This window comes from Kangiella geojedonensis, assembly GCF_000981765.1.
GTDB lineage: Bacteria > Pseudomonadota > Gammaproteobacteria > Enterobacterales > Kangiellaceae > Kangiella > Kangiella geojedonensis.
On record NZ_CP010975.1, the window covers coordinates 1,500,657 to 1,524,008 of the forward strand.

The 23,352-nt window shown below is 43.3% G+C and carries 21 protein-coding genes; 1 reads left to right on the forward strand and 20 read right to left on the reverse strand.

Going from position 1 to position 23,352, the window contains the following annotated elements; all coding sequences use genetic code 11:
* Nucleotides 1–16 precede the first annotated feature (16 nt).
* The 19 genes from trpA to ribF all read right to left on the reverse strand — a co-directional run bounded on the left by trpA (nucleotide 17) and on the right by ribF (nucleotide 20,828).
* Nucleotides 17–838 (reverse strand): tryptophan synthase subunit alpha, encoded by an 822-nt coding sequence (gene trpA / locus TQ33_RS06680; protein ID WP_046562356.1) that lies wholly within the window; start codon nucleotides 836–838, stop codon nucleotides 17–19.
* A gap of 13 nt (nucleotides 839–851) precedes the next feature.
* The gene (gene trpB, locus TQ33_RS06685) at nucleotides 852–2,069 is read right to left on the reverse strand and encodes a tryptophan synthase subunit beta (RefSeq protein ID WP_046561365.1); all 1,218 of its coding nucleotides are present in this window, start codon (nucleotides 2,067–2,069) and stop codon (nucleotides 852–854) included.
* Between the two features lie 2 nt (nucleotides 2,070–2,071).
* Nucleotides 2,072–3,472, reverse strand: a complete 1,401-nt coding sequence (trpCF, locus tag TQ33_RS06690; RefSeq protein ID WP_046561366.1) for a bifunctional indole-3-glycerol-phosphate synthase TrpC/phosphoribosylanthranilate isomerase TrpF — start codon at nucleotides 3,470–3,472, stop codon at nucleotides 2,072–2,074.
* Nucleotides 3,465–4,472, reverse strand: a complete 1,008-nt coding sequence (gene trpD, locus TQ33_RS06695; RefSeq protein WP_046561367.1) for an anthranilate phosphoribosyltransferase — start codon at nucleotides 4,470–4,472, stop codon at nucleotides 3,465–3,467. The genes trpCF and trpD overlap by 8 nt, the downstream gene beginning before the upstream one ends.
* Nucleotides 4,456–5,070, reverse strand: coding sequence for an anthranilate synthase component II (locus TQ33_RS06700; protein WP_046561368.1), 615 nt, complete (start codon nucleotides 5,068–5,070; stop codon nucleotides 4,456–4,458). Before TQ33_RS06700 ends, trpD begins: the two co-directional genes overlap by 17 nt.
* Nucleotides 5,067–6,632, reverse strand: coding sequence for an anthranilate synthase component 1 (locus TQ33_RS06705; RefSeq protein ID WP_046561369.1), 1,566 nt, complete (start codon nucleotides 6,630–6,632; stop codon nucleotides 5,067–5,069). The genes TQ33_RS06700 and TQ33_RS06705 overlap by 4 nt, the downstream gene beginning before the upstream one ends.
* On the reverse strand, nucleotides 6,622–7,656 hold the full coding sequence (aroF, locus tag TQ33_RS06710) for a 3-deoxy-7-phosphoheptulonate synthase (protein WP_046561370.1): 1,035 nt from the start codon (nucleotides 7,654–7,656) through the stop codon (nucleotides 6,622–6,624). The genes TQ33_RS06705 and aroF overlap by 11 nt, the downstream gene beginning before the upstream one ends.
* A gap of 374 nt (nucleotides 7,657–8,030) precedes the next feature.
* Nucleotides 8,031–8,741: a ParA family protein gene (locus TQ33_RS06715; protein WP_046561371.1), complete on the reverse strand. Its 711-nt coding sequence runs from the start codon at nucleotides 8,739–8,741 to the stop codon at nucleotides 8,031–8,033.
* A gap of 133 nt (nucleotides 8,742–8,874) precedes the next feature.
* Nucleotides 8,875–9,294 (reverse strand): type IV pilin protein, encoded by a 420-nt coding sequence (locus TQ33_RS06720; protein ID WP_046561372.1) that lies wholly within the window; start codon nucleotides 9,292–9,294, stop codon nucleotides 8,875–8,877.
* A 3-nt stretch (nucleotides 9,295–9,297) separates the two neighbouring features.
* The gene (locus TQ33_RS06725) at nucleotides 9,298–12,429 is read right to left on the reverse strand and encodes a PilC/PilY family type IV pilus protein (RefSeq protein WP_144405959.1); all 3,132 of its coding nucleotides are present in this window, start codon (nucleotides 12,427–12,429) and stop codon (nucleotides 9,298–9,300) included.
* A gap of 15 nt (nucleotides 12,430–12,444) precedes the next feature.
* Nucleotides 12,445–12,990, reverse strand: coding sequence for a PilX N-terminal domain-containing pilus assembly protein (locus TQ33_RS06730; protein WP_046561374.1), 546 nt, complete (start codon nucleotides 12,988–12,990; stop codon nucleotides 12,445–12,447).
* A gap of 1 nt (nucleotide 12,991) precedes the next feature.
* Nucleotides 12,992–13,732 carry a PilW family protein gene (locus tag TQ33_RS06735; protein WP_046561375.1) on the reverse strand — a complete coding sequence of 247 codons (741 nt, stop codon included), beginning with the start codon at nucleotides 13,730–13,732 and terminating at the stop codon, nucleotides 12,992–12,994.
* 9 nt (nucleotides 13,733–13,741) lie between these two features.
* On the reverse strand, nucleotides 13,742–14,344 hold the full coding sequence (pilV, locus tag TQ33_RS06740; protein ID WP_046561376.1) for a type IV pilus modification protein PilV: 603 nt from the start codon (nucleotides 14,342–14,344) through the stop codon (nucleotides 13,742–13,744).
* The gene (locus TQ33_RS06745; protein WP_052735228.1) at nucleotides 14,344–14,823 is read right to left on the reverse strand and encodes a GspH/FimT family pseudopilin; all 480 of its coding nucleotides are present in this window, start codon (nucleotides 14,821–14,823) and stop codon (nucleotides 14,344–14,346) included. The genes pilV and TQ33_RS06745 overlap by 1 nt, the downstream gene beginning before the upstream one ends.
* A gap of 166 nt (nucleotides 14,824–14,989) precedes the next feature.
* Nucleotides 14,990–15,925 (reverse strand): 4-hydroxy-3-methylbut-2-enyl diphosphate reductase, encoded by a 936-nt coding sequence (gene ispH, locus TQ33_RS06750; RefSeq protein ID WP_046561377.1) that lies wholly within the window; start codon nucleotides 15,923–15,925, stop codon nucleotides 14,990–14,992.
* Nucleotides 15,926–15,961: 36 nt separating this feature from the next.
* The gene (fkpB, locus tag TQ33_RS06755; RefSeq protein WP_046561378.1) at nucleotides 15,962–16,411 is read right to left on the reverse strand and encodes an FKBP-type peptidyl-prolyl cis-trans isomerase; all 450 of its coding nucleotides are present in this window, start codon (nucleotides 16,409–16,411) and stop codon (nucleotides 15,962–15,964) included.
* Between the two features lie 32 nt (nucleotides 16,412–16,443).
* Complete coding sequence (gene lspA / locus TQ33_RS06760; RefSeq protein WP_084616941.1) at nucleotides 16,444–16,965, reverse strand: signal peptidase II; 522 nt, start codon at nucleotides 16,963–16,965, stop codon at nucleotides 16,444–16,446.
* Nucleotides 16,966–16,988: 23 nt separating this feature from the next.
* Nucleotides 16,989–19,784 (reverse strand): isoleucine--tRNA ligase, encoded by a 2,796-nt coding sequence (gene ileS, locus TQ33_RS06765; RefSeq protein ID WP_046561380.1) that lies wholly within the window; start codon nucleotides 19,782–19,784, stop codon nucleotides 16,989–16,991.
* Nucleotides 19,785–19,847: 63 nt separating this feature from the next.
* On the reverse strand, nucleotides 19,848–20,828 hold the full coding sequence (gene ribF, locus TQ33_RS06770) for a bifunctional riboflavin kinase/FAD synthetase (RefSeq protein ID WP_046561381.1): 981 nt from the start codon (nucleotides 20,826–20,828) through the stop codon (nucleotides 19,848–19,850).
* Nucleotides 20,829–21,016: 188 nt separating this feature from the next.
* On the opposite strand from ribF, the gene TQ33_RS06775 reads away from it, so the two are divergent.
* Complete coding sequence (locus TQ33_RS06775; RefSeq protein ID WP_046561382.1) at nucleotides 21,017–21,604, forward strand: hypothetical protein; 588 nt, start codon at nucleotides 21,017–21,019, stop codon at nucleotides 21,602–21,604.
* A 58-nt stretch (nucleotides 21,605–21,662) separates the two neighbouring features.
* Here TQ33_RS06775 and murJ read toward each other — a convergent pair whose 3' ends face one another.
* A complete protein-coding gene (gene murJ / locus TQ33_RS06780) occupies nucleotides 21,663–23,198 on the reverse strand; it encodes a murein biosynthesis integral membrane protein MurJ (RefSeq protein ID WP_046561383.1) in 1,536 nt (511 codons plus the stop codon).
* Between the last annotated feature and the right edge of the window lie 154 nt (nucleotides 23,199–23,352).

Genomic DNA, 23,352 nt, shown 5'->3' on the forward strand with positions numbered 1-23,352 from the left:
AGTACTCATGCTAACACTAAGCCGTATCAGCATGATTCGTGTGTGCAGCTTGAGCGATTGAGCGCACATAGTCGCCAATCCGTTCCAGCATTATTTGAGGGTTATTATAGTGTTGATTGATTAAGTTAACTATGGCTGAGCCCGTAATAATTCCATCAACGCCAGCATTTGCAGCATCAAAGACATGCTTTGGCTCTGAAATACCAAATCCCTGCACCAAGGGAGGGCTGTTGAACTCTCTCAGCTTACCTAAAAAGTCCGTTTTAGCTTTAGTTGCCGCGACTTCTGTGCCAGTAATGCCCTTTCGACTTAACACATAAGTGTAACCTTTACTGTTATCAGCAATCTGGCGCAACGTCTCGTCACTGGCATCAGGCGGCGCAATAAATACCAACTGCAAACTACAGTCCTCAGCTGTTTGAGCGAATAACTGTGACTCTTTTACTGGGCAGTCAGCAACCAGCACCGAATCGATACCTACTTTGTGGCACTTATTAAAAAAGGTTTCAACGCCCTGAGCAAAGACCAAATTAGCATAAGTCAGTAGACCAATCGGTAGGTCAGGATATTTTGCTCGTACTTTACCAATCAGGTTTAGCCCTGCTTCAATCGAAAAGTTATTTGCTAAAGGCCTTAACGCAGCCTGCTGGATAACGGGACCATCCGCCACAGGGTCAGAAAAAGCTAAGCCCAACTCAAGGCCGTCTGCACCGTTCTCAACTAATTGATCAATAATGTGTAATGACAATTCTTCATTCGGGTCACCAACGATCACAAAAGGAATGTAAGCTAAATGATTGTTAGCTGAGCTCTTGTCGAACATAGTTTGATAACGCATACTCGCTCCCATCCTAAATGTCTCCGTCTTTCTCTAAAATACTCATGACGTGGCTTAAGTCTTTATCACCACGACCCGATAAGTTGACTAATAACACCGTTGGTTGCTTAACCTCCTGACTCACCTTTTTTGCATAAGCAAGTGCGTGCGACGACTCCAAAGCAGGGATGATTCCTTCTGCGTGGGACAACTCCTGAAAAGCCTCTAAGGCTTCGTCATCAGTGACGCCAACGTATTCAGCACGACCACTGGTCATCAGATGTACATGTTCTGGCCCAACAGCAGGGTAATCCAATCCCGCTGAAATTGAGTGCGACTCTATAATTTGTCCCTCATCAGTTTGCAGAGTGTGCGTTCGTGCACCATGAATAATACCTTCGGTGCCTTTGAGTAACGTCGCACCATGAGCATCTGAGTCTAAGCCATGTCCCGCAGGCTCAACACCAATAAGCTTCACATGCTCTTCTTTAATAAAATCTGCAAAGATTCCTATAGCATTAGAGCCACCACCGACACAGGCAATGACCGCATCAGGAAGTTGTCCTGTTTGCTCCAGCATTTGTCTTTTGGCTTCCTCTCCAATCACTTGTTGAAACCTTTTCACCATTTTCGGGAATGGATGTGGCCCAGCAGCGGTACCCAGTAAATAGTGAGTATCATCATAACTTGCAGCCCAGTCGCGTAACGCTTCATTGATAGCATCTTTTAAACTAGCGCTACCATTATCAACGGGAATCACTTCAGCGCCCATTAAGCGCATTCTAAAAACATTTGGCGCTTGGCGGTCACAATCCTTCTTGCCCATATAAACCGTCACTTTCAAACCTAACAGTGCACACGCCAGTGCCGTCGCCACGCCGTGTTGGCCGGCACCAGTTTCAGCAATGATTCGTGTTTTACCCATACGCTTTGCTAATAAGGCCTGCGCTAATACCTGGTTAGTTTTATGGGCGCCGCCATGGAGTAGGTCTTCACGCTTTAAAAACACACGACAGTTTTCAGTACGCCCAAAAGTTTTACATTCCGTTAGTGGCGTAGGCCTGCCCGCATAATTATTCAGTAGCGAATTAAGTTCGCTTAAAAACTCATCATCCGTGATAGCACTTTCGAAGGCATCTTCTAGCTGCTCAAGTGCTGGGACTAAAATTTGAGGAACGAACTGACCACCATATTGCCCAATATAAGCGCCATCGTATTCAAATTTAGTTGAATTAGTATCATTCAGTGACATGTTTAACCTCTTTGATCATTTCTAGGCGTGTCGCCTAGATGACTTCTGCCAGACAATGCTCTGGCATTAGCAAATAATTTTTCAATTCGTTCTTGTGACTTAACACCTGGCGAAGCTTCGGTACCACCACAGACATCAACTGCACAGATACCAAAAGACTTTAGTTGTCGAATATTATCGGGCGTGACGCCACCGGCCACCCGAAATTTAAACTGCGGGTACTGCTTCTTTAATTCAGTAATGATCGACCAATCAAAAGGCTTTCCAGTACCACCCTTTAAACTACCAACCTGAGTATCCAGCAAAATTTCATCAACTGAATACTCAGGAATTACCGGTAGACTACCCCCTTCTCGGATAGAAATAACCTTTGAAATAAGACAAGAGCTTGGAAGTTTTTTCCTAAGAGTCTCGACGTACTCAGTACTTTCATCGCCATGCAGTTGCACACCTGAAAGTTGATGCTGAATAACCGAATCATTAACGTCCTCAATGCTGTGGTTTTGAAAAACCCCGATAGTAGGATTGTTTGATGTGAAACCAGCTTCCACAACTCTGCGAGGCGAAGCGTCTACGAAGATCTTACCAAGAGATGATACCGGTAATTCACTCAATATGTCGGCTGAGGGCTGGTCTTTAACACCACAAACTTTTATATCCCCATAAACCAACTGTTTCGCTGCCAACTCTAAATCATTCTGACTCATTAGACTGCTACCGACCAAACAGGCATCAGCTAATGGCGACAGCGTTAACACATCATCATGAGTAGCGATGCCTGACTCGGTAACCACGATAGTATCGCTGGGAATGGCCGCTACCAATCGTTCAGTATGGGTAAGATCAATACTTAAGTCTTTTAAATTACGATTATTGATACCAATAATGTTTGCTTCAAGAGCCAAGGCTCGCTCAAGCTCTTCCTCATTATGAACTTCTGTCAAAATATCTAAGCTGTACTTCTCAGCTTCTTTCTGACACGCCGTATATTCTTGATCATTCAACACCGACAACATCAATAAAATTGCATCAGCACCATAAAATCGAGCTTGGCGTACTTGCTTAGGTTCCAGAATAAAGTCTTTGCATAAAACAGGCTTGTCCGTATGCTCACTCACATATTGTAAATTAGCGTAACTACCACGGAAAAAGCGGTCTTCGGTCAATACAGAGATAGCATCCGCATACTGGTTGTAGATCGGCACTATTTCTTCTAAATTAAAATCTTCGCGAATTAACCCCTTCGATGGCGATGCCATTTTACACTCCATAATAAAGCCGAAATGAGGCTGTTTCAGTGCATCATAAAAGCTTTTGGTGCTAGGGGATAAGCCCGACACGTCTGGGCTATTAGCAAGCGTTTCACGACGATGCTCGACAATGGCTTGCAGCACATTAACCATGTGATAGCTCCTTAATCTTGTTCAAGTGATTCAAACCTTGGCCACTTTGAATAATATGCTTTGCCTTGTCATAACCTTCTTTAAAATCAGCAACCAAGCCATTAAGCACGAATAGCGCAGAACAATTAACCGCGACCATATCCACATGCGCCTCAGGCGCTTTGCCACTGAGCAATTGAAGGGCTGCTGTTTTGTTATCGACGCCTTCACTAACTTGTATCGCACTTAAATCGTGACGTTTAGCTGAAAAGTCCTCGGGAGAAAGCTCTAACTTATCGATAACGCCATCATTAAGCATGACCGCTTTTGTTGGGCCGTGAACAGCAATTTCATCCAGCCCTGAACCATGAACAATCAAAGCTCTTTTTGTACCCAGCAAGTCTAAAATTTTAGCAAAAGGTTCTAAATATTGCTCATCATACACACCGAGTAACTGAGTATCAGGCAAAGCAGGATTCGCTAACGGGCCAATAAGGTTAAAGATGGTACGGGTCTTTAATGAACGACGGACCGGCATGACATGCTTCACGCCCTGATGGTAATCGGGAGCATATAAAAAACAAAAGTTTGCCTGGTCGAGCAGTGATTTACTCTTAGCGGCATTTAAGTCAATGGTAACGCCTAACTGTTCCATTAAATCAGCTGAGCCACATTTAGAAGACACGGAGCGATTGCCATGCTTAACAATCTTGACACCAGCAGACGCCGCCACAATGGCCACTAATGTGGACACATTGATGGTATTTAAGCCATCTCCTCCAGTTCCACAACAATCGCTGACCGAGTATTCGGCTGGCGGAAAGTATTGGGCTTCCTGTCTCAGTGCAGCGGCAGCTCCGGCAATCTCTTCAACCGTCTCGCCCTTTGTTTTAAGTGCCGCTAACATAGCAGCAACCACTGGCAGCTCTATATCACCCTGCAATACTTGACGGAAAGAACCGCTGGCCTGTTCGAAGTTTAGGTTCTGCCCTTGGTAGACATTCTCAAGCAAATTCAGCATAAGACACTCCTTCTTTTTTGCTTTTTTTATTCAATGCCAATTCAATAAAGTTCTTTAGTACTTTTGTACCGTCACGAGTCATAATGCTTTCAGGGTGAAACTGTAAGCCAAATACAGGGTATTCAATATGTGAAATAGCCATAATCTCATCATCTTCAGTCACCGCATCCACTCGTAAATCCTTGGTTAGATGGGTGGCAGCTAAAGAATGATAGCGAGCAACTGTAATTTTTGAACTTAAAACATCCAATAACCCCGACTGATACGAATAAACATTAGCCGCTTTTCCATGCACAATATTTTTTGCTGTGCCGACTTTCCCGCCAAAGGCTTCAACGATGACTTGATGGCCCAAGCAGACGCCAAGTATCGGTTTTTCTGCCGATAGCTCTCTAACCAGTTTAATGCAGTGCCCCGCCTCTTTGGGGGAACCCGGCCCAGGCGACAGCACAATCGAATCAACGGTTTTTGTCAGCTTCTTTAATTCCTCGTAAGGAATATCATTACGACAAACAGTCACCTCGACACCTGCAAGCTCAAGTTCATACTTAAGGTTGTAGATAAAGGAATCATAGTTATCGATCAATAACGTTTTCATGACAATAGCTCCGAATTTGGTGGGTTATTGCGACAAGCATCAATCACAGCTTTGGCTTTATTGACCGTTTCTAATGCTTCAAGATTTGGCTCAGAATCATGAACAATACCCGCACCGGCAGATATCTTTGCAACACCGTCACTCACTACTGCCGAACGGATTATAATGGCACTATCAAACTCATCATTGGCATTCAGCACACAAACCGCGCCACCATAATATCCCCGCCCTTCGGATTCTTGCTCGCGGATGATTTCCATGGCTTTAATTTTAGGTGCACCCGTTAACGTCCCCATATTGGCACAAGCTCGATAAGCAACCAGTGAATCAATCTCAGGCTTCAACACCCCTTTAATCTCTGACACCATGTGTTGAACGTGAGAATATTTAACAATGCGCTTTAATTGAATAACTTCACGGCTACCAGGAACAACGACTTTTGCTAAGTCGTTACGAGCAAGGTCAACTAACATCATATGCTCAGCAGACTCTTTCTTGTCCTCTATTAACTCGAACTCGACTCTGGAGTCATGATCATGGTTAATCTCACCGGTAAGCTCATCGATTGCACGCTTACGAGTGCCTGCAATTGGGTAAAGATAAACCTCACGCTTTTTATTGACCTTAAGAGCACTTTCTGGGCTTGCACCAAAGAGCTCTTTATCGCCAAAGTTAAGGAAATACATATAAGGGGATGGATTGGTTAAGCGTAACTTGCCGTATGCTTTATAGGCGTTCGAGCAAGATACATTGAACGTTCGAGCTAGCACCACTTGGAAAATGTCACCTTTTACGATGCGCTCCTTGGCTCGGTCAACAAATTCATAGTATTCATTATCAGAAATGTTTAAAGCTATCGAAGAGTTTTCCTGCTGTTCATCAAAACTTAAGAGTTCATTCGATTGCTGACTTACTAGAACTTCATAGATGTTTTCTAACTCAACGCCCAATCTAACAGTATTCTCAGCATTATCACCAAAACCTTTCACCACCACTTTTGCCGACTGACTTTCACGATGTTGAATCACCAGTTGATCTGCCACATAAAAGCAATAATCTTCTTGGGATTTGCTAATGCTGGGTAATTTCTCATACTGCTCAACCACCTCATAACTAAAAGCACCAATGAGCATAGAGGTTTCGTTATCAGCAGTATTATCCTTTAGTAAGTCCCTCAGGTATTGCAGCACCGTCACTGTCGTCGTTTCTGACAAGCGTTGCGCTTCGTTGCTTGCGGACTGCCTCTTTCCTAATACTAAGTTTAACTCTTGCCCCTTCTCATTGATGGCAAAGTTTTGACATAAGAACTCTAGCGACTTAATAGACTTCAGCAGCTCTTGACCATTTGGGTTTAAAGCTGTCATTGTTACAACATTATCCAGCGCCTTTATCTGAAGCGCAGCAGATACCATCACAACGCTACGCTGATGTTCGTGAGTTCCAGCCTCTGCCGTTTCTAACAAAGCAGTGTGCTTTAGCTGCCCCTTGTCCGCCAATACACCATAGACCTGAAACGGGTTAAGGCTCAAAGGTAGCTTACGGGTTAACGTCTTAACTTGCATCGAGTGCCTCCTGATAAGTACGACCACTCGCTTTAATAAAAGGAACCAGTTGTTGCATCAACTGCGAAAAGTCATCTGCTGATAATGCCTGGGCTGCATCAGAGACAGACTCGCGAGGATTACGGTGCGACTCAATGATCAAGCCATCAGCGCCACATGCCACCCCAGCTTTGGCCATTGGACCAACTAAGGTTCTTACTCCGGTACCGTGCGAAGGATCAACGATAACTGGCAAGTGACTTTTCTCTTTAATAAATGCCACGGCATTTAAATCTAACGTATTCCGAGTGGCTGTCTCGAAGGTTCGAATACCGCGCTCGCAGATCATAACGTTCGGATTGCCCGTCGCCACAATGTACTCTGCAGCCAGCAGTAGCTCTTCGATAGTTGCCGATAAACCACGCTTCAGCAGTACAGGATGCTTAGTTTCACCAACCGCTTTTAGCAATGTATAGTTTTGCATATTACGTGCGCCAATTTGGAAAGCCGATGTATAACGCGCGACATCATCTAGATCGTTAACATCCATAATTTCAGTAATGGTATCCATGCCAACTTCTTTACCGACTTGCTCCATAATTTTTAAACCTTCAACGCCTAAGCCTTGAAACGAATAGGGGCTAGTTCTAGGTTTAAAAGCACCACCGCGAAGTACCGTTGCACCCGAGGCTTTAACCTGCTGAGCAGTTTCAAGCAACTGCTCATAACTCTCAATAGCGCATGGGCCAGCCATAATGGTGAATTGATCACCTCCGACAGGCGTGTTACCAACATCAATCACTGTGTCATGTGGGTAAATCTCACGACTCACCAGCTTATATTTGCTTAAGACAGGCTTTAAATGCTCAACCTGTGGGTGATTATCAAAATGGAGTGACTGTAAAATACGTTCGTCACCTAACGCCCCAATAACGGTTCGCTCAACACCTGGCATATGTAATGGTTTTAACCCTGCTTTTTCAATCTGGGCTAAAATTTCTTGTGCATCTGCTTCTGTTGCTGTTGGTTTTAAAATAATAATCATGGTTGTTTCCTTAAGTTTAAAATCGTTAAATTCAAATTCTGTAGACACAAAAAAACCCGCTCAATGGCGGGTTTTGTCATTTCACATAGACAATATCCCGCCCTAGCAGATCCACCACCATTGATGTTGAGTCATTTCTGTTGCTAAGTTGATGATTGTCATGTTGCTATTACCTTGGTTAATCAATTCATTTTATTGGCGCATAAAAAAAGCCCGCATAATGCGGGCTTTACAATTCTTTTTTCGCTTTATATCAAACGCAAAGAAGCCCGCTACTTAAGTAACGTGCCACCACCAAACGTTTTTTACGTATAAAGTTTTCATGTGAGCTAAGTTAATCCAATTCTAAATGTGGGTCAAGTGTTTATTTGAACTTATTTTTCTTTTACAAACTTTTCAACTTGAGCTTCGGTCTTTAATCGGGTCGCGCCTTGCGATGATAGCAAACGCTCGATGCTGGAAGTTAAAGCCCAAATTTCGAGCTTTGCTGCTGGATCGTGCCACTCCGCAACGGTTAAGCCATCCGCAAAAGAATCTAAATATGCCACTCGATTGCCCAGTTTGGTTGGAAAGTCTTCTAAGTTAAGCGCTTTTTTCGCTTTAGAGACCACATCTTCAGCAGAATTAGTTCTAACTCGATAACGATTCCAGCAAATTCTGGCCTCAAGGTTTTTGTTGATCTGCTTAGCTTCTTCGATAATCTCAGCTAAATGTTTAGTAGACCAGACCTCAACTTGAGACGGTGCCATAGGAATGAGCACCAAGTCAGAAAGTAGGATAACAGCTCGGGTTAAATTCGTGATTCGAGGGTGGCCGTCGATCAAAATATAGTCGTAATCTTTAACGTTATCACGCACAAGTTTTTGTAAATGTGTGACGTTCTTTGCGACTAAAACATCAAGGTTTTCAATAACATAATTTTCACTTCGTATTTCAAACCATGTTTTAAGGGAGCACTGAGGAACGTCCGTATCAATAATGAGAACTTTTCCTGAATCGGACAAGGTAGAAGCAATGTTAGAGCATAGAGTCGTCTTACCGGCACCACCCTTCATCTGAACAAAACTTAATACTTTTGCGCGCATAACAAACAGCCCCAAATTCCGTTATTTTGATTTAAGCATTCTACATGAGGTAGGTTATTGATTCTAGTGACTTTATCTGCAAGCACAATAAGCATAAAAAAAGCCGCTTAAAAGCGGCTTTTTAACTTAAAGGTTAGCAACTATTACCTGATTCTGGCCAACAGTTATTACCATTCCAGGTTTTTACGCCGTTCTGATTAACTGTCAAAGTACCATCAGAAGCCGGTTGAGAGCCTGTAGGTGTGGCTATTAGAGTATAGGTTGTAACTGTTGGATCACCCTGGAACCCAATAGTATAGTAAGCATCACCTCCATCGGAAGGTACTTGCGTCGGTATAACATTAGCGTCCTCAACACCATCATAGCTAAAGTTATTATTTGACTTATAACGCTCTACAGCCTGTGAAGCTGACATTAAAGTCCCCATCGCATCGGCTCGCTTAGAGCGTACTACATATTGATTGTAGGATGGGATTGCAATAGCGGCAAGAACCGCTACAACAGCAACCACAATCATGACTTCTATTAATGTAAAACCATTATTTTGTTTCATATATTACTCTTTTTGTTTCCATTTGATAGTTCTAGCATTTTTTCGGAAGAAATCACAGTCATCGCCACTACAAATTGTCTGAGTACCGACTAACAAAGCCGCATCCGTATCTTCAGGGAACAAGACTGTAGCACCCGGTGCAATACCGACGTATTTAACGTTGGTGTAGCGATCTTCAATACTAGCAATATCACCGACAGCGAAACTATCTACATCGGGTTTACCATCTAACAGGCTCACACCATATAACCTATTGACACCTGAGGTTACACCACAGCCAGGAGGTCCTGGAATATAGGTCGTAAATAAGGTGGTAAAGTCAATTGTGGTTGAGCTCGCTAGAACTTTTTCAGCGGGCTGCAGATTAAAATACCACCCTTTCTTAGTATTACCCTCTTCAAAAATATCCGAAACTGTCGCAAAACTCACATCTCCTGTATCAGGGTCTGTTGTCGTATTAGTAACATCTAATAGAGATGAAGCCTTTAGAGGATCATAGTCATCGCCTTTTTCATACTCCGAAATCTCGAAATCATAAAAGGCGTAATAACGATCACTAGTTGCCGTTGCTTTAGGATTTGAGCGATGGCCAGAGCCTAAGTTCACAACAGCAAACGGTATGCCGTTATAGATAGCAAAAGCTACGTCAGGTTTACTATAAAAACGGTAAGGACCATCTACAGTGCCGTCATAAACATCAGCAAAAAGCTCAATTTTTGCGGCATTTGATTTCTTAGTAAAGTCAATTCTATAAATCTTCCCACCAACATCAGCAGCGTAAATATGATCCACAGTCGAATCATTATCCAAATCAATAAATGTTAAATCGCCAGCAAAACTATTATAAATATCACTTTCGCTTGCGATAGTGCTATAGGTAGATGAACCCTTGTAAGGAACAGAATAAATACCATCGCCTTTGATTACATTATCAGCAGGGTTGATAGCATTAGCACGATCATCGTAATAGTCGTCGTAACCACCAGCTAGCACAAGACGCTTTTCTGTGCCGTTTATAGTATGCATATTTACTACAAACGGTTTACTCCAGCTTTGACCAAGGTTAGGAATTTCAGTACGTACTTCATCATCATAATTGAGTTCTGCTTTAGTAAACTCAAAGTCATCTGCGACAGTAAACATCATACTTGGTTTATTCACATTAGAAACGTCTAAAGCAAATACTTCGCTACCGCCTCTTCGAGAACCTACGTATAGATAATGTTTCTTTACGCCATTGTCGACTTCGGTGTGAATAGTAATGGTTCCATCAACACCATATTCACGAAAATCAGTTTCATGATCGACAATCGCATTGGTGTACCACTCTGGAACTTTTTTCATCATTTGGCGAGGGAAGAATGCCCAGCGCTCTTTACCAGTCGCGATGTCTATAGCATGAATGTAGCCTTGGTTCGTTGCCACAAACGCTGTAGCTGAGCCATCAGCATACTCAAGAATCTCTGGTTTAGAGTGTAAGACATCACCGAAACGATTAATATCTTGCCCATCTAGCTGAGTAACCCGATGCTTAATCCACTGGTAATAATTCTTCAGTTGTTCACTCGAAATATCAGGAACTAAAAATGTTTTATTTTCTCCGAACAAACGATCTTGGAAGTCAACTTTTAAGGCGTTTTTAGAAATATAATCACTGATAAAATCATCAGTCAGTTGGTTAAGATTGTTTGATGTTAAGTTAGTATAAACAACCGGATCGGCGTCAACAGAAAGGTAAGGAAGTGCACCTCCTGCTTCTACTTTATTACCATCTTCCACATCACCCCAGAAACTTTTTGACTCTTCAATAAATGTACCTGTTTCCGTATTTACAGCGAGGTTACCATCTTTATCGATAATTCGCCCCTGCGACAATTGATACTTTTTGAGGTTACCAAACCAAGTTTCTTGAGTAGCCGGTTTAAACATACCCATGTAGAGGTTATTACTATGCCGTAGGCGGTTTGATTGGCTCAAAGGAATACTAGGTGCAACAAACGATGTTGTGTCTTGAATGGCATTTAGCGACTCGTCAAAAGAGCGCACTAAAGACTCAACATTTGTTGGTTCGAAGAATAACTTTTTACCGTTAACCGTTGAAGCCGTATTCTTCAAGAAGTCTGTAGCCACTTTATCATTTAGTGCAAATGCAACGGTTGATGTCTGAACAGTCGATCCTGGGAAGTTCTTTTTAACATCATTAATAAAGTAATAAGAAGACAGCTTTTCAGTACACTGCTTACCATTATTTGTGGCGTTTTGACTACCGTCTTCTGAAGCGTCACAAGTATCTACAATTTTATCAATATCGTCATAGGTAGCCTGATCAAAAACTGTCGGCAAACCATCGGTTAGTAATACAATCGAACTGTTATAACCACAGGCACCATCAAGAATTGGCGACGGCAGAGCTGGCCCATTTTGCGTGTAAGCTCCACCAAGGTATTGAGTCGCTTGATAGTAACCTTCAGCTGTTGGAGTACCAAAGTGCGGTTGAATTTCGTCAAGTGAATCGATTAAGTGCTGACGGTGTGTTTTACCCGCGGTCGTTTTATCAAGCGGTCTAATCTCTTGAATGACTTTAGTCTGTGGTGTACGTCCGCCAGAATATGTAAGGATACCAATTTGATTATTGTCTTTAGTTTTTTCAGACGTTAAAAATTGGTATAAAGCTTCTTTAAGACGAGTAATGCGGTTGTCTTTATAAATCCAGCGATAATAAACATCTTTATAGGCGCGAGTTAAATCCCAACCTGCTAATCTGTCATTAAACTGAGTGTTATAAGGCACATAATCAGTCCAGCCTGCTCTTGTGTACGCCTGTAATGTAGCAAAGCGTGCTTTATCTTCAGCCACACCCACTAGACGGGCACGAAGGTTCTCAACCTTCTCTGTTCTACGCTGTTGCCAGTAGTTCACAAGAACTTCATCAGCGGCTGCATCACTATCTTTAAAGCTCATCGAGCCCGATTCATCTAATACCAATAATAGGTTAGCTGTTTTAGCTTCACCAAAGAAAATCTCGGTATCATCAGCATAAACAGTATTCGGAGCAGCTGATAAACCTAAACCTATCGCTAAAGATATTGCTATAGAACCACCAGCAACTTTTAGCTTTTTCATTAATATACTCACATCAATCTCCTCGAATTAACTGTTGCCGCAGGCAGAAACCAATAATGACCACTGCTCAATTTGGGTTTTAGCTTCATTAGCGTCTTCGACACCATCACGATCGGCATCGACCCAAGCTTCACCTTGATGCTGAAAAACATTGCAGCCAACACTATTTTGATTATTCATACCCGCTGAGTTGCCCACACACTTGAATGCTTTAGGACATCCACGGTAAGTAGTGTCCGTACCACCTTTTAGCACACCCGTTGCGCTATCAATGGTCGGTGTTGTGTCGCAATCCGTGGTGACGCTACCAGTATAATCAACACAGGTTTTAATTTTTAAATCTTTAGCATTCAGCGTCTGCGCTAGAATAGTTTGATCATAACGATACGTTTCTATCACACTGTTGTTAGAGCTTTGAGCTCCATGGAAAGAAACGCTTTTTTCTTGGATGTTGGATGCTTGCTTTTCAGACAAAACGCCCGAGCGCATAATCGATAGTCCAATGATGGTTAAAGTCATTAGTAACAACAATGAAATGACCAATGAAAAACCTGACTCTTTATTCATATTCATGTTAAATCCCACTCGGTCTATTGTGGATAACGACAGTCGTTTCATACTTTAAATGAAGCTTTTTATCGTTAACGCTAATATCCTTTCCTAATAAATTAATATTACGAGAAATATTCGAATCAGATGTGTTTTTTTCCGAGGTTAGTAACAAACCAAATCGAATACTGCGGATATTGGAAACATTAGTGATATTATCAGCGGTTACATAATTAAGGCTGGAACCGTTTAGTTCACCAAACAACACTTGGAAGTCTTCTACATTGCTGATTAGTGGTTGGTCATTACAAGTTAATACGCCACCATTTACTTCATAAACATTAGTAATTGTATCTCCGGGCGTAACCGCTACTCCATTACAGTCAGCACTGTCTATCGCAGCACCAATACATTCATTAATCGCTTGGCTACTATCACAAGACTCATAATGGATTTTTAACATATCAATTCCGGCGCCACCCTCATAGGTTTTATAATCTGCCGGAAGAGGACTATTCATAGTGTATGTAATGGATGAGTTGTTAACCCATCCAGCTCTAGCGATATCTTCTTTCATAAAGCTTAGCGCTAATTGAGCATCACTCTGTGCACTAATAACACCTTCAGCAGTGTTATTGGTTTTTTTAGTCGATAAATAGACGGTAAAAACACCAGCAATCAAGATTAAGCCTAATAGCATTCCAACCATCAGTTCAACTAATGTAAAACCCTTTTCTTGCTTTATCTTTGTCATAATCATAGTCATAAAAAAGCCTTATGGGATAATTTCTACTATTGCGCATGAATAGCCAACACTGGCATCCGTCCCGTCTGGCAATACACCATCACAACGGCTTGTAGTGACTTGCTTATCGCCAAAATCAGAACGCTCAATTTGTGGCCAAGCGGCATATAACGTTAACTTAGAGCCGGTACTACAAGCATCTGCATCAGCAACTCGATCATTACAAGCAACGCCTACTTGCGCCCCTTGAATGCCCGAACTATCAAGACTCATGCAAATAGAGTCAATATCAGCTTGCGCTAACGCTTCTCCCGAACACGAGTCACCGCAGGTACTTTTTGCTTCATAAGGAACACCGGTTACTTCGCACCACTGTACAAAAGTTCCTGAGTCAGCGCCTCCGGTGTAAAACGAGCCAGGATCATCAGCAAAAAACTCTCTATTTGCCATAATGCGTGAGCTAGCATCAGTTAACCAAGAAACAGCCTGCGAGCGTGCATAACTTTCTTGAGTTGATGTAAGCGTTTTAACTTGTAGCGCTGCCATTCCAAGCATACCAATGGCAACAACCAAAACAGTAATAAGTACCTCGATTAAGGTGAGTCCCTGAATTTGTTTTTTAGAAATAATCATTAACAGCCCACCTTCTCAACTTTGGACGAACCCGATGGTGACACATCAATCTTCCTTCCTTTGCCACTTTTGTCGCAAAACACGACCCCGTTTGAACCTAAGTGCTTATTTTTACTATAACCAGTTGCATCGAAAACTACTGAGTCTTTAGATGATGAACTGCCTAGTGAAATCCCTGTACCCACTTTACCCTGGTTCAATAACTCAACTTTAGAGCCACCATCAATGTAAGAAACGACCCAGCCATTAGCCCATGAGCCACTCACTGGAGCAACCGTAACATCAGTTTTAAGCTTTACGGCTTCACTGCGTGCCGATACGAGTGTTGCATTGAGGTTATTAGCTTCACCCGTTAAACGATTATTGTTAATAAAGCTACTAAGCGATGGAATAGCCATTGTTGCGACAACAGCTAAAATCGCAACAGTGATCATCAGCTCAATCAGGGTCATACCTTTTGAATATTTTGATCCAAGCATTTATTTTTACACCTATTATTTGTCGACTTATACGTTATACGACATCTTACTGTCAAAAGCATACTAATCTTGGATAAACGGTACAAAAAAGCCGATAAGCGGTCACTTATCGGCTTTAACTAATTAATTTCTAAGACGTTTAATGCAGATTAGACTTTAGAGCGACTTAACTTGGACGTAACTCACTCGGTAGGACAAAGACAATATTCTCTTCCACGCCGTCTGACTCTTTAGGGTTTGTACCGCCTTGAGATTCAAGATACTTGATCACATCCTGAACTAAAACTTCTGGGGCAGATGCACCAGCGGTAACACCGACTTTATCAACCCCTTCAAGCCAAGCAGGATCAATCTCGCCGGCATTATTAATAAGGAATGAGCGAGTACCTTCATTTTCAGAAAGTTCTTGAAGTCGGCTTGAGTTAGAGCTGTTTTGCGCGCCAACCACAAGGATTAAGTCGCATTCAGCGGCAAGTTGCTTAACGGCATCCTGGCGGTTTTGGGTCGCATAACAAATGTCGTCTTTCTTAGGGCCTTGAATTTTCGGGAATTTTTCCTGAAGTGCTTTCACAAGGCGCTGGGTATCATCAACCGACAAAGTCGTTTGGGTAACATAAAACAACTGCTCAGGATTCTTAACGTGAAGCTTAGCAACATCTCGTTCATCTTCGACTAAATAGATACCTGAGTCAGGGTTATCATACTGCCCCATAGTGCCTTCAACTTCAGGGTGTCCCTTATGACCTATTAAAATACATTCTTCATCACGACGACTGTGTCGAGCAACCTCCATATGCACTTTAGTCACTAAAGGGCAAGTTGCATCGAATACTTTAAGATTACGCGCTTCGGCATCACGACGAACCTGTTGAGAAACGCCGTGAGCACTGAATATTAGGGTCGAATCTCTTGGCACATCATTCAAATCTTCAATGAATACAGCACCCTTTTCGCGCAAGCCGTCTACGACAAATTTGTTATGCACCACCTCATGCTTCACATAAATAGGCGCACCAAACAACTCAATCGCACGATTCACAATATCAATCGCTCGATCGACACCAGCGCAGAAGCCACGGGGATTTGCTAATACTATTTCCAAGAGATTACCTACAGCAGTTCAGTATGGATAACGGCTCTATTGTCTCACTTCGACAATTTCAATTTCAAGGATTATATCTTGATCGGCCAATGGATGATTAAAGTCAACTTTGACGGAATGCCCTTTCACCTCACGAATCATGCCAGGAACAGTACCACCCATCATATCTTCAAAGGCGATGATTGCTCCCTCTTCCAGCTTCACGTCAGCGGAAAACTGATTAATATCCATGAAATGCACATCGTCGGGATTCGCTGGGCCAAAAAAATCTGAGCCATGAATGCTTAGCTTTCTTTCATCGCCCGCTTTAAGGCCTAGTAATGACTTTTCAATCACGTCAGTTAAACTTCCGTCGCCCATAATAAACCACACAGGCTTACCATTGACGCGGGTGCTATCAGCCGCCGAACCATCCTTGAGCAAGACGTTAAAGTGTACCAATGCTTTTGAGTTAGCATTAACGGTGTTGTCTGTTTCAGTAGTCATAAAGCCTTTTCAGGGTTGGGGTGAGAAGCAAACTAGTTAGCTTTTTGCTCATCTTTTTTGGGCTCAGGGTTCTTGAAAGTATCGATGATCAGCAAGCCAACACCGATTAAAATCACACTATCCGCAATGTTAAAAGTTGGCCAGTGATAGCCATCTTTTGAGACATACCAATCAATAAAATCAATCACATAGCCGTAAGCTAAGCGATCATAGAGGTTGCCAATAGCGCCACTCAATATCAAAGCCATACCAATATTCGCTAACTTATGGCTCTTCGGCGTTTTATACATCCACACTAACAAAGCCACGCTGATACCAAGCGCAATCACAGTAAACAACCAACGCTGCCAGCCACCGGCATCGCCCAGAAAACTGAAGGCAGCGCCATAGTTATAAGCGAGATTCAGATCAAAATGTGGCATGACTTCTATAATAGGTCCGCCATAAACTGGTGCTAAATTTGCGTCAGCCCAGATTTTGGTTGCCTGATCAAGAATCAACAAAATCACCGTAATCCATAACCACACTAAGCCTGACTGTTTGAATTTATCCAATGCTAAGTTCCTCGCTATGATTCTTATGCGTAATGACGGACTTCACCGTCACCGACGACATTTTCGACACAACGATTACAAATCGTCGGATGGTCGCTATTAGAGCCAACATCGTCACGGTAGTGCCAGCAACGCTCACACTTTTCAGCATCTGACGCATTAATGGTTAATTTCAAGCCCTCAATATCAGTCGCTTCACCAGCATCATCGTTAACCAGCTTTGCCTGAGAGGTAATAAAGACAAAACGAAGCTCGTCTTCTAACTTGCTTAATACAGCATGCAGCTGTTCATCGGCATGAATGGTCACTTCTGCTTGTAGTGAGCCACCAATCACACCTTCTTTACGCTTCACCTCGATCGCTTTATTGATTGCGTCCTTAACGTTAGAAATACGATCCCAATCTTCCGTAGTAATGTCTGCATTTTCCATTGGGAATAAACCTTCATACCACTCAGAAATGAACACACTCTTCTCGCGCTCACCATTTGCAGGTTGTGGTAGCAATGGCCAAATCTCGTTAGCCGTAAAGCTCAAGATAGGCGCCATCCAGCGAACTAAAGCTTCAACGATATGATACAAGGCAGTTTGACACGAGCGCTGAGCTTTGGAGCCGCGCTTAGCCGTGTACTGACGATCTTTAATGATATCTAAGTAGAAGCTACCCATATCAATTGAGCAGAAATGGTGGATCTTCTGAGCCACTACCCAGAAGTTGTAATTCTCATAGGCATCAATAATGGCAGCTTGTGCTTGATAAGCTACATCTACGGCCCAACGATCCAGCGGTAACAACTCATCTTTAGCTAATAAGTCCATTGATGGCTCGAAACCTTCAAGGTTCGCTAGCAAAAATCGAGAAGTATTCCGCAAGCGACGGTAAGTATCACCGGTACGCTTTAGAATTTCATCAGAAACCGCCATTTCGCCACGGTAATCTGCTGAAGAAACCCATAGACGCAACACGTCCGCACCCAGTTTATTAATCACATCATTCGGCGCCATGACGTTGCCTTTCGACTTCGACATTTTCTCGCCTTTGCCATCAACCACAAAACCGTGGGTTAAGCAGTGCTTATAAGGCGCATGACCGTGAATACCCACCGACGTTAATAATGACGACTGGAACCATCCACGATGCTGATCCGAGCCTTCAAGGTACAAATCTGCTGGCTGACTCAAGTAATCACGAGCAGATAGCACACAATAATGCGTCACGCCTGAGTCAAACCAAACGTCCAACGTATCATCAATTTTTTCATACTTGTCGGCGTCAACATAGTCAGCTGCATCCAAGTCATACCAGGCCTGAATACCCTTCTCTTCAATCAACTGAGAAACCTTTTCCATAAGCTCGGCTGCGTCAGGGTGAGGCTGACCATCTTTCTTATCAATAAATAAGCACAATGGGACGCCCCAAGTACGCTGGCGTGAAATACACCAGTCAGGACGGCTCTCAACCATAGACTCGATACGTGCCTGGCCCCAGTCTGGAACCCACTTAACCTTTTTGATTTCCTGCATCGCCGTCGATTGCAAACCATTTTGCGACATGGAAATAAACCACTGAGGGGTAGCACGATATATCAATGGGGTTTTTGTACGCCAACAATGCGGATAGCTGTGACGAATTTTGTCTTGGTGTAATAACTTACCGTTCTCAACCAAGTGCTCAACGATCGGCTGGTCGACTTTATACACGTGCTGGCCATTGAAAATAGGCGTGTCGTCGGAGAAGACACCATTAGCCATGACATAATTCAATAAGCCAATTCCGTACTTTTTGACTACTTGGAAGTCGTCTGGACCATGGTCTGGCGCTGTGTGAACCAAACCAGTACCGGCATCAGTAGTCACGTGATCACCCACAATCACGGGTAATGTTTTGTCGTAAAAAGGATGATTAATCTGTAAGTTTTCTAATCTGTCGCCAGTCGTCGTAGCGATAACGTCATAGTCAGTGATTTCAGCCTCTTCCATCACCTGCTTATACAAGTCTTCAGCTAACACAAACTGTTCATCACCCGCCTTTACCAATACATAACGGAAGTCAGCATGCACCGTGACCGCTTGGCTTGACGGTAATGTCCAAGGTGTTGTCGTCCAGATAACTACCGAGGTATTCTTGCAGGCAGCACCATCAAACGCTTTTTCGAAGCCTTCGATATCAGCCAGCGGATAGCGCACATAAATCGAGAACGAAGTCTTGTCCTGATACTCAACTTCCGCTTCAGCCAACGAGGAACCACCCACCACGCTCCAGTACACAGGCTTCTCGCCCTTGTGCATGTGACCGTTTTTCACCAGCTTCGAGAGCGCACGAACGATATTCGCCTCAAAACTAAAATTCATGGTTTTATAGGGATTGTCCCACTCGCCAAGAACCCCCAGACGAACGAAATCCTTCATCTGACCATCAACTTGTTTTTCAGCATAGTCACGGCATTTTTGACGGAAGTCCGCGTGGGACACTTTCTGACCTGCTTTACCGACTTTCTTCTCAACTACGTTTTCGATTGGCAGACCATGACAGTCCCAACCTGGAACGTACGGGCTATCAAAACCACTGATGGTTTTGCTCTTTACCACAATATCTTTCAGAATTTTATTGACTGAGTGACCAATATGAATATTGCCGTTTGCATACGGAGGGCCGTCGTGCAAAATGAATTGCTCACGCCCTGCTCGTGCTTTACGAATTTCGCCGTATAAATCGTTTTTATCCCACTCCGCCAACATTTTTGGCTCACGATTAGGCAAGTTACCACGCATCTCAAACTTAGTTTTCGGTAAGTTTAGTGTGTCTTTATAGTCACTCATCGAAATGATTACTCTGTTTAGTTAATTCTGAAGGTTATGTTCTGCTAGCTACTTTATTAAAAACTACAATCTATCAAAAATCGCTCTTGCTGCCTCAATATCAGCAGCAATTTGCGCCTTTAACTCAGCTACCGATGAGAACTTTTGCTCACCACGAAGCTTCGCTATCGGCTCAATATGAATCTGTTGTCCGTACAAATCGCCTTTAAAGTCCAAAACATGAACTTCCAAACGCTCTGGACTTTGCTTCAATGTTGGCTTTTTGCCCACATTTGCAACGGCTAGAAAGCGTTTCGGAGACTGTTGAGATAACTGACATTGGGGCGAACTAGCACTTATACCATACACCCAAACCGCATACACCCCTTTTAAAGGACTTTTCAGTCGTTTCAATGGAATATTCGCGGTGGCAAACCCTATTTCGCGCCCCTGCTTATCGCCATGAGCAACTTTACCGCTTAATTGATAAGGCCTATTGAGGTATCGCTCCGCCAATTCAAAGCGGTTATTCGCGATGGCCTCACGCACCAAGCTACTGCTAATGCGCTGTTGTTCCCCGTCAATATCAAGCGTAACGGACTGGTTAGCCTCAACCGTAAAAAAACCGTCGCCACGTTCTTTCAACATTTCAAAATCACCTTGGCGCTGATAACCAAAGCGGAAATCATCACCAATGAACAAATGTTGAACATTCAAACGTTCAATCAATACGCGACGAATAAAGTCTTCTGCTTTTAACTCAGCGAACTCTTGATTAAAACGAAAACACAAGACGTAATCAACGCCCAAAATTTTAAGAGCTCGTACTTTATCAGTAAGCTTGAACAGTCGAGCTGGCGCGTCATCGGGGCGAAAATATTCTTGAGGATGCGGCTCGAACAAGACCACCACACTCGGTAAATCAAAATGAGCAGCCTTCTCGGTCAGACGCTGGATAATCGTTTGATGACCAATGTGTACCCCATCAAAGTTACCAATAGTCGCCACACAGCCCTGATTAAACAGTGCTTTAGGACAGTTGTAGAGGCCACGCAGTAAACGCATCGTCAGTCGGTATTTCCGTTAGGCTTTTGCCAAAGGCGGCAATTATAGCGGACTATGGGCTAAGAATTAACCATAAATCATTGATTAAGCTTATAGAAAGAGTAAATGCAAGGATAATAAAGACTTAGCGACTTGCCTGTGGCTTAAAAATCAGTAACTATATTCAAAATTATGACGGATAACGACTCATGAAAAAAGTATTGAAACTCATCACTAGCCTAATATTAGCCACCTTAATCACGGCCTGCGCCTGTAGCAGCTGTGCTCCTGCTCAAGATATAGAGGACTATATTGGCCCACAACAAGCAGCGTTTTTCAACAACCTAAAATCCTTATGTGGGAAAACCTTCGTCGGTGAAACCGTTTACCCAGAAGATCCTGATCATGACTTCGCTGGAAAAAAGTTAGTCGCCACCGTGGAAAATTGTGGCGCTCGGAATATCGCTATTCCTTTTAGTGTTGGCGAAGATACGTCAAGAACCTGGGTCATTACAGCCACTTACGATGGTTTATTGTTCAAACACTTCCACCAGAACCCTGATGGTAGCCATCATGATGTAAGTTTTTATGGCGGATTTGCGAGCGACTATAAAGGCCAAAAAGGCACTGCTTATAAGCAATACTTCCCCGCTGATGAGCAAACTGCCGAAATGATACCAGCCGCTAAAACCAACGCCTGGATGATGGAGTTCAACCCAGAAACAAAAGAACTGACTTACTACTTAGAGCGTCACCAGAAGCCACGTTATAAAGCAGTTTTGACCTTACAGGAATAGATATATAGATACCCGCCTCCGCGGGAATCTCACATCGTCAGAACAGAAGTCACACAAACTAACGCTGAATCTTAAAGTCTCTAGGGCGCAAGCCTAGTATCACGAGCAAAGTAACGTAGGCTGTAATCGTTGCGGCGATAATGATGGTGATCATGCCGATAGCTTCGAAGCGCGCCCATGATTGCCATTGGTCGATACTGAAGTCGGTATACCAAAGACCGAGCAGCAACAAGCCGCTGGCAATAATCAGCTTTAAAATCCAAAGCTTACTTTTTCGTGACAACTGCAAGTGCTGCTCTTTGTGCAAAAAGCGATAAAGGAATATCGCATTAATGAAAGCGGAGGCGCTGGTGGCAATAGCTAGACCTACGTGACCAAACGGTTTGAACAGTGCCAAATTCAAGACAATATTGCTGACGATAGCAAACAAAGCGATTTTGACAGGAGTTTTGGTATCTTGGCGCGAATAAAACCCGGTTAAAAAGACTTTGACCATCATAAAGCCAATCAAGCCTATTGAGTACGCCTGCAAGCTCTGCCCTGCTTTGAACGAATCTTCGGCTGTAAAAGCGCCATGCTGGAATACGGCTATCATGATCGGCTCTGCTAACCAGAAAAGACCGATACCTGCAGGGATGCCGATCATTAACACCATGCGGAGGCCCCAGTCCAAGGTGTCCGAAAAATGCTCCATGTCCTTTTTCGAGAAGAATTTAGACAAGGTCGGCAATAACACAGTAGCAATAGCGATGCCGAAAATCCCTAACGGAAACTCCATCATGCGGTCGGAATAGTAAAGCCATGAGATACTGCCTTCTTCAAGAAACGAAGCGATTTGCGTGTCAACCAACAGATTGATCTGACTCGCCGACGCACCAATGATGACAGGGACCATCAGTTTGATAATGCGCTGTACTGCAGAATCTTTCCAAGCCCATTGTGGCTTCGGTAAATAACCTGCTTTCCATAAGAAAGGAAAATGCAAAAAGAGCTGCAAAGCACCTGCAATAAATATCGCCCAAGCTAATGCAACGGTTGGCTGCTCCATAGTGGGCGCCCAAATTATCGCAGCAGCAATGATGGATAAATTTAATAAGATTGGCGCAAAAGCTGGCACGGCGAACTTATCCAATGTATTCAGTACCGAGCTATACATGGCCACCAGCGATATAAAGAAGATATAAGGGAAGGTGATTTTCAACAAGTCACTACCAAGCTGGAATTTCTCTGGGTCGCCAATAAAGCCGGCACCAAATAGCGCGATAACGCCTTGTGAGCCAAGCACACCTATAATTGTGAAAAAGGCTAAGAAGCCACCCAAGGTGCCTGAGACTTTGCTAAGGAGCGATACCGTCTCTGCTTTAGTACGGTTAGAGTAGTACTCTGAGAATACAGGGACAAACGCGGTGGCGAAAGCGCCTTCACCGAAAAGGCGCCTAAAGAAATTCGGGATTTTCTGGGCTACTAGGAACACATCAGCCTGGCCACTGGCGCCGAGCAGGTTTGCTAACACCACATCTCTGGCCAGCCCCATAAAGCGGGAAATCATGGTCCAAAAGCTAACTATCGTACTTGAGCGTAAAAGACTGGCCATAGTGCTAAAAAAGTATCCTAGATAGTGTTAGAATGTTGCTCTTATGGGTCGCAAGTTTAAGCCAAAAACAGGCTTGTCACCATAGATATGCTAGAAAAGCCCTAAAATTGACAGAATTCTTCGGTTTTTCGCTGTTTTCACTTGATACACAACC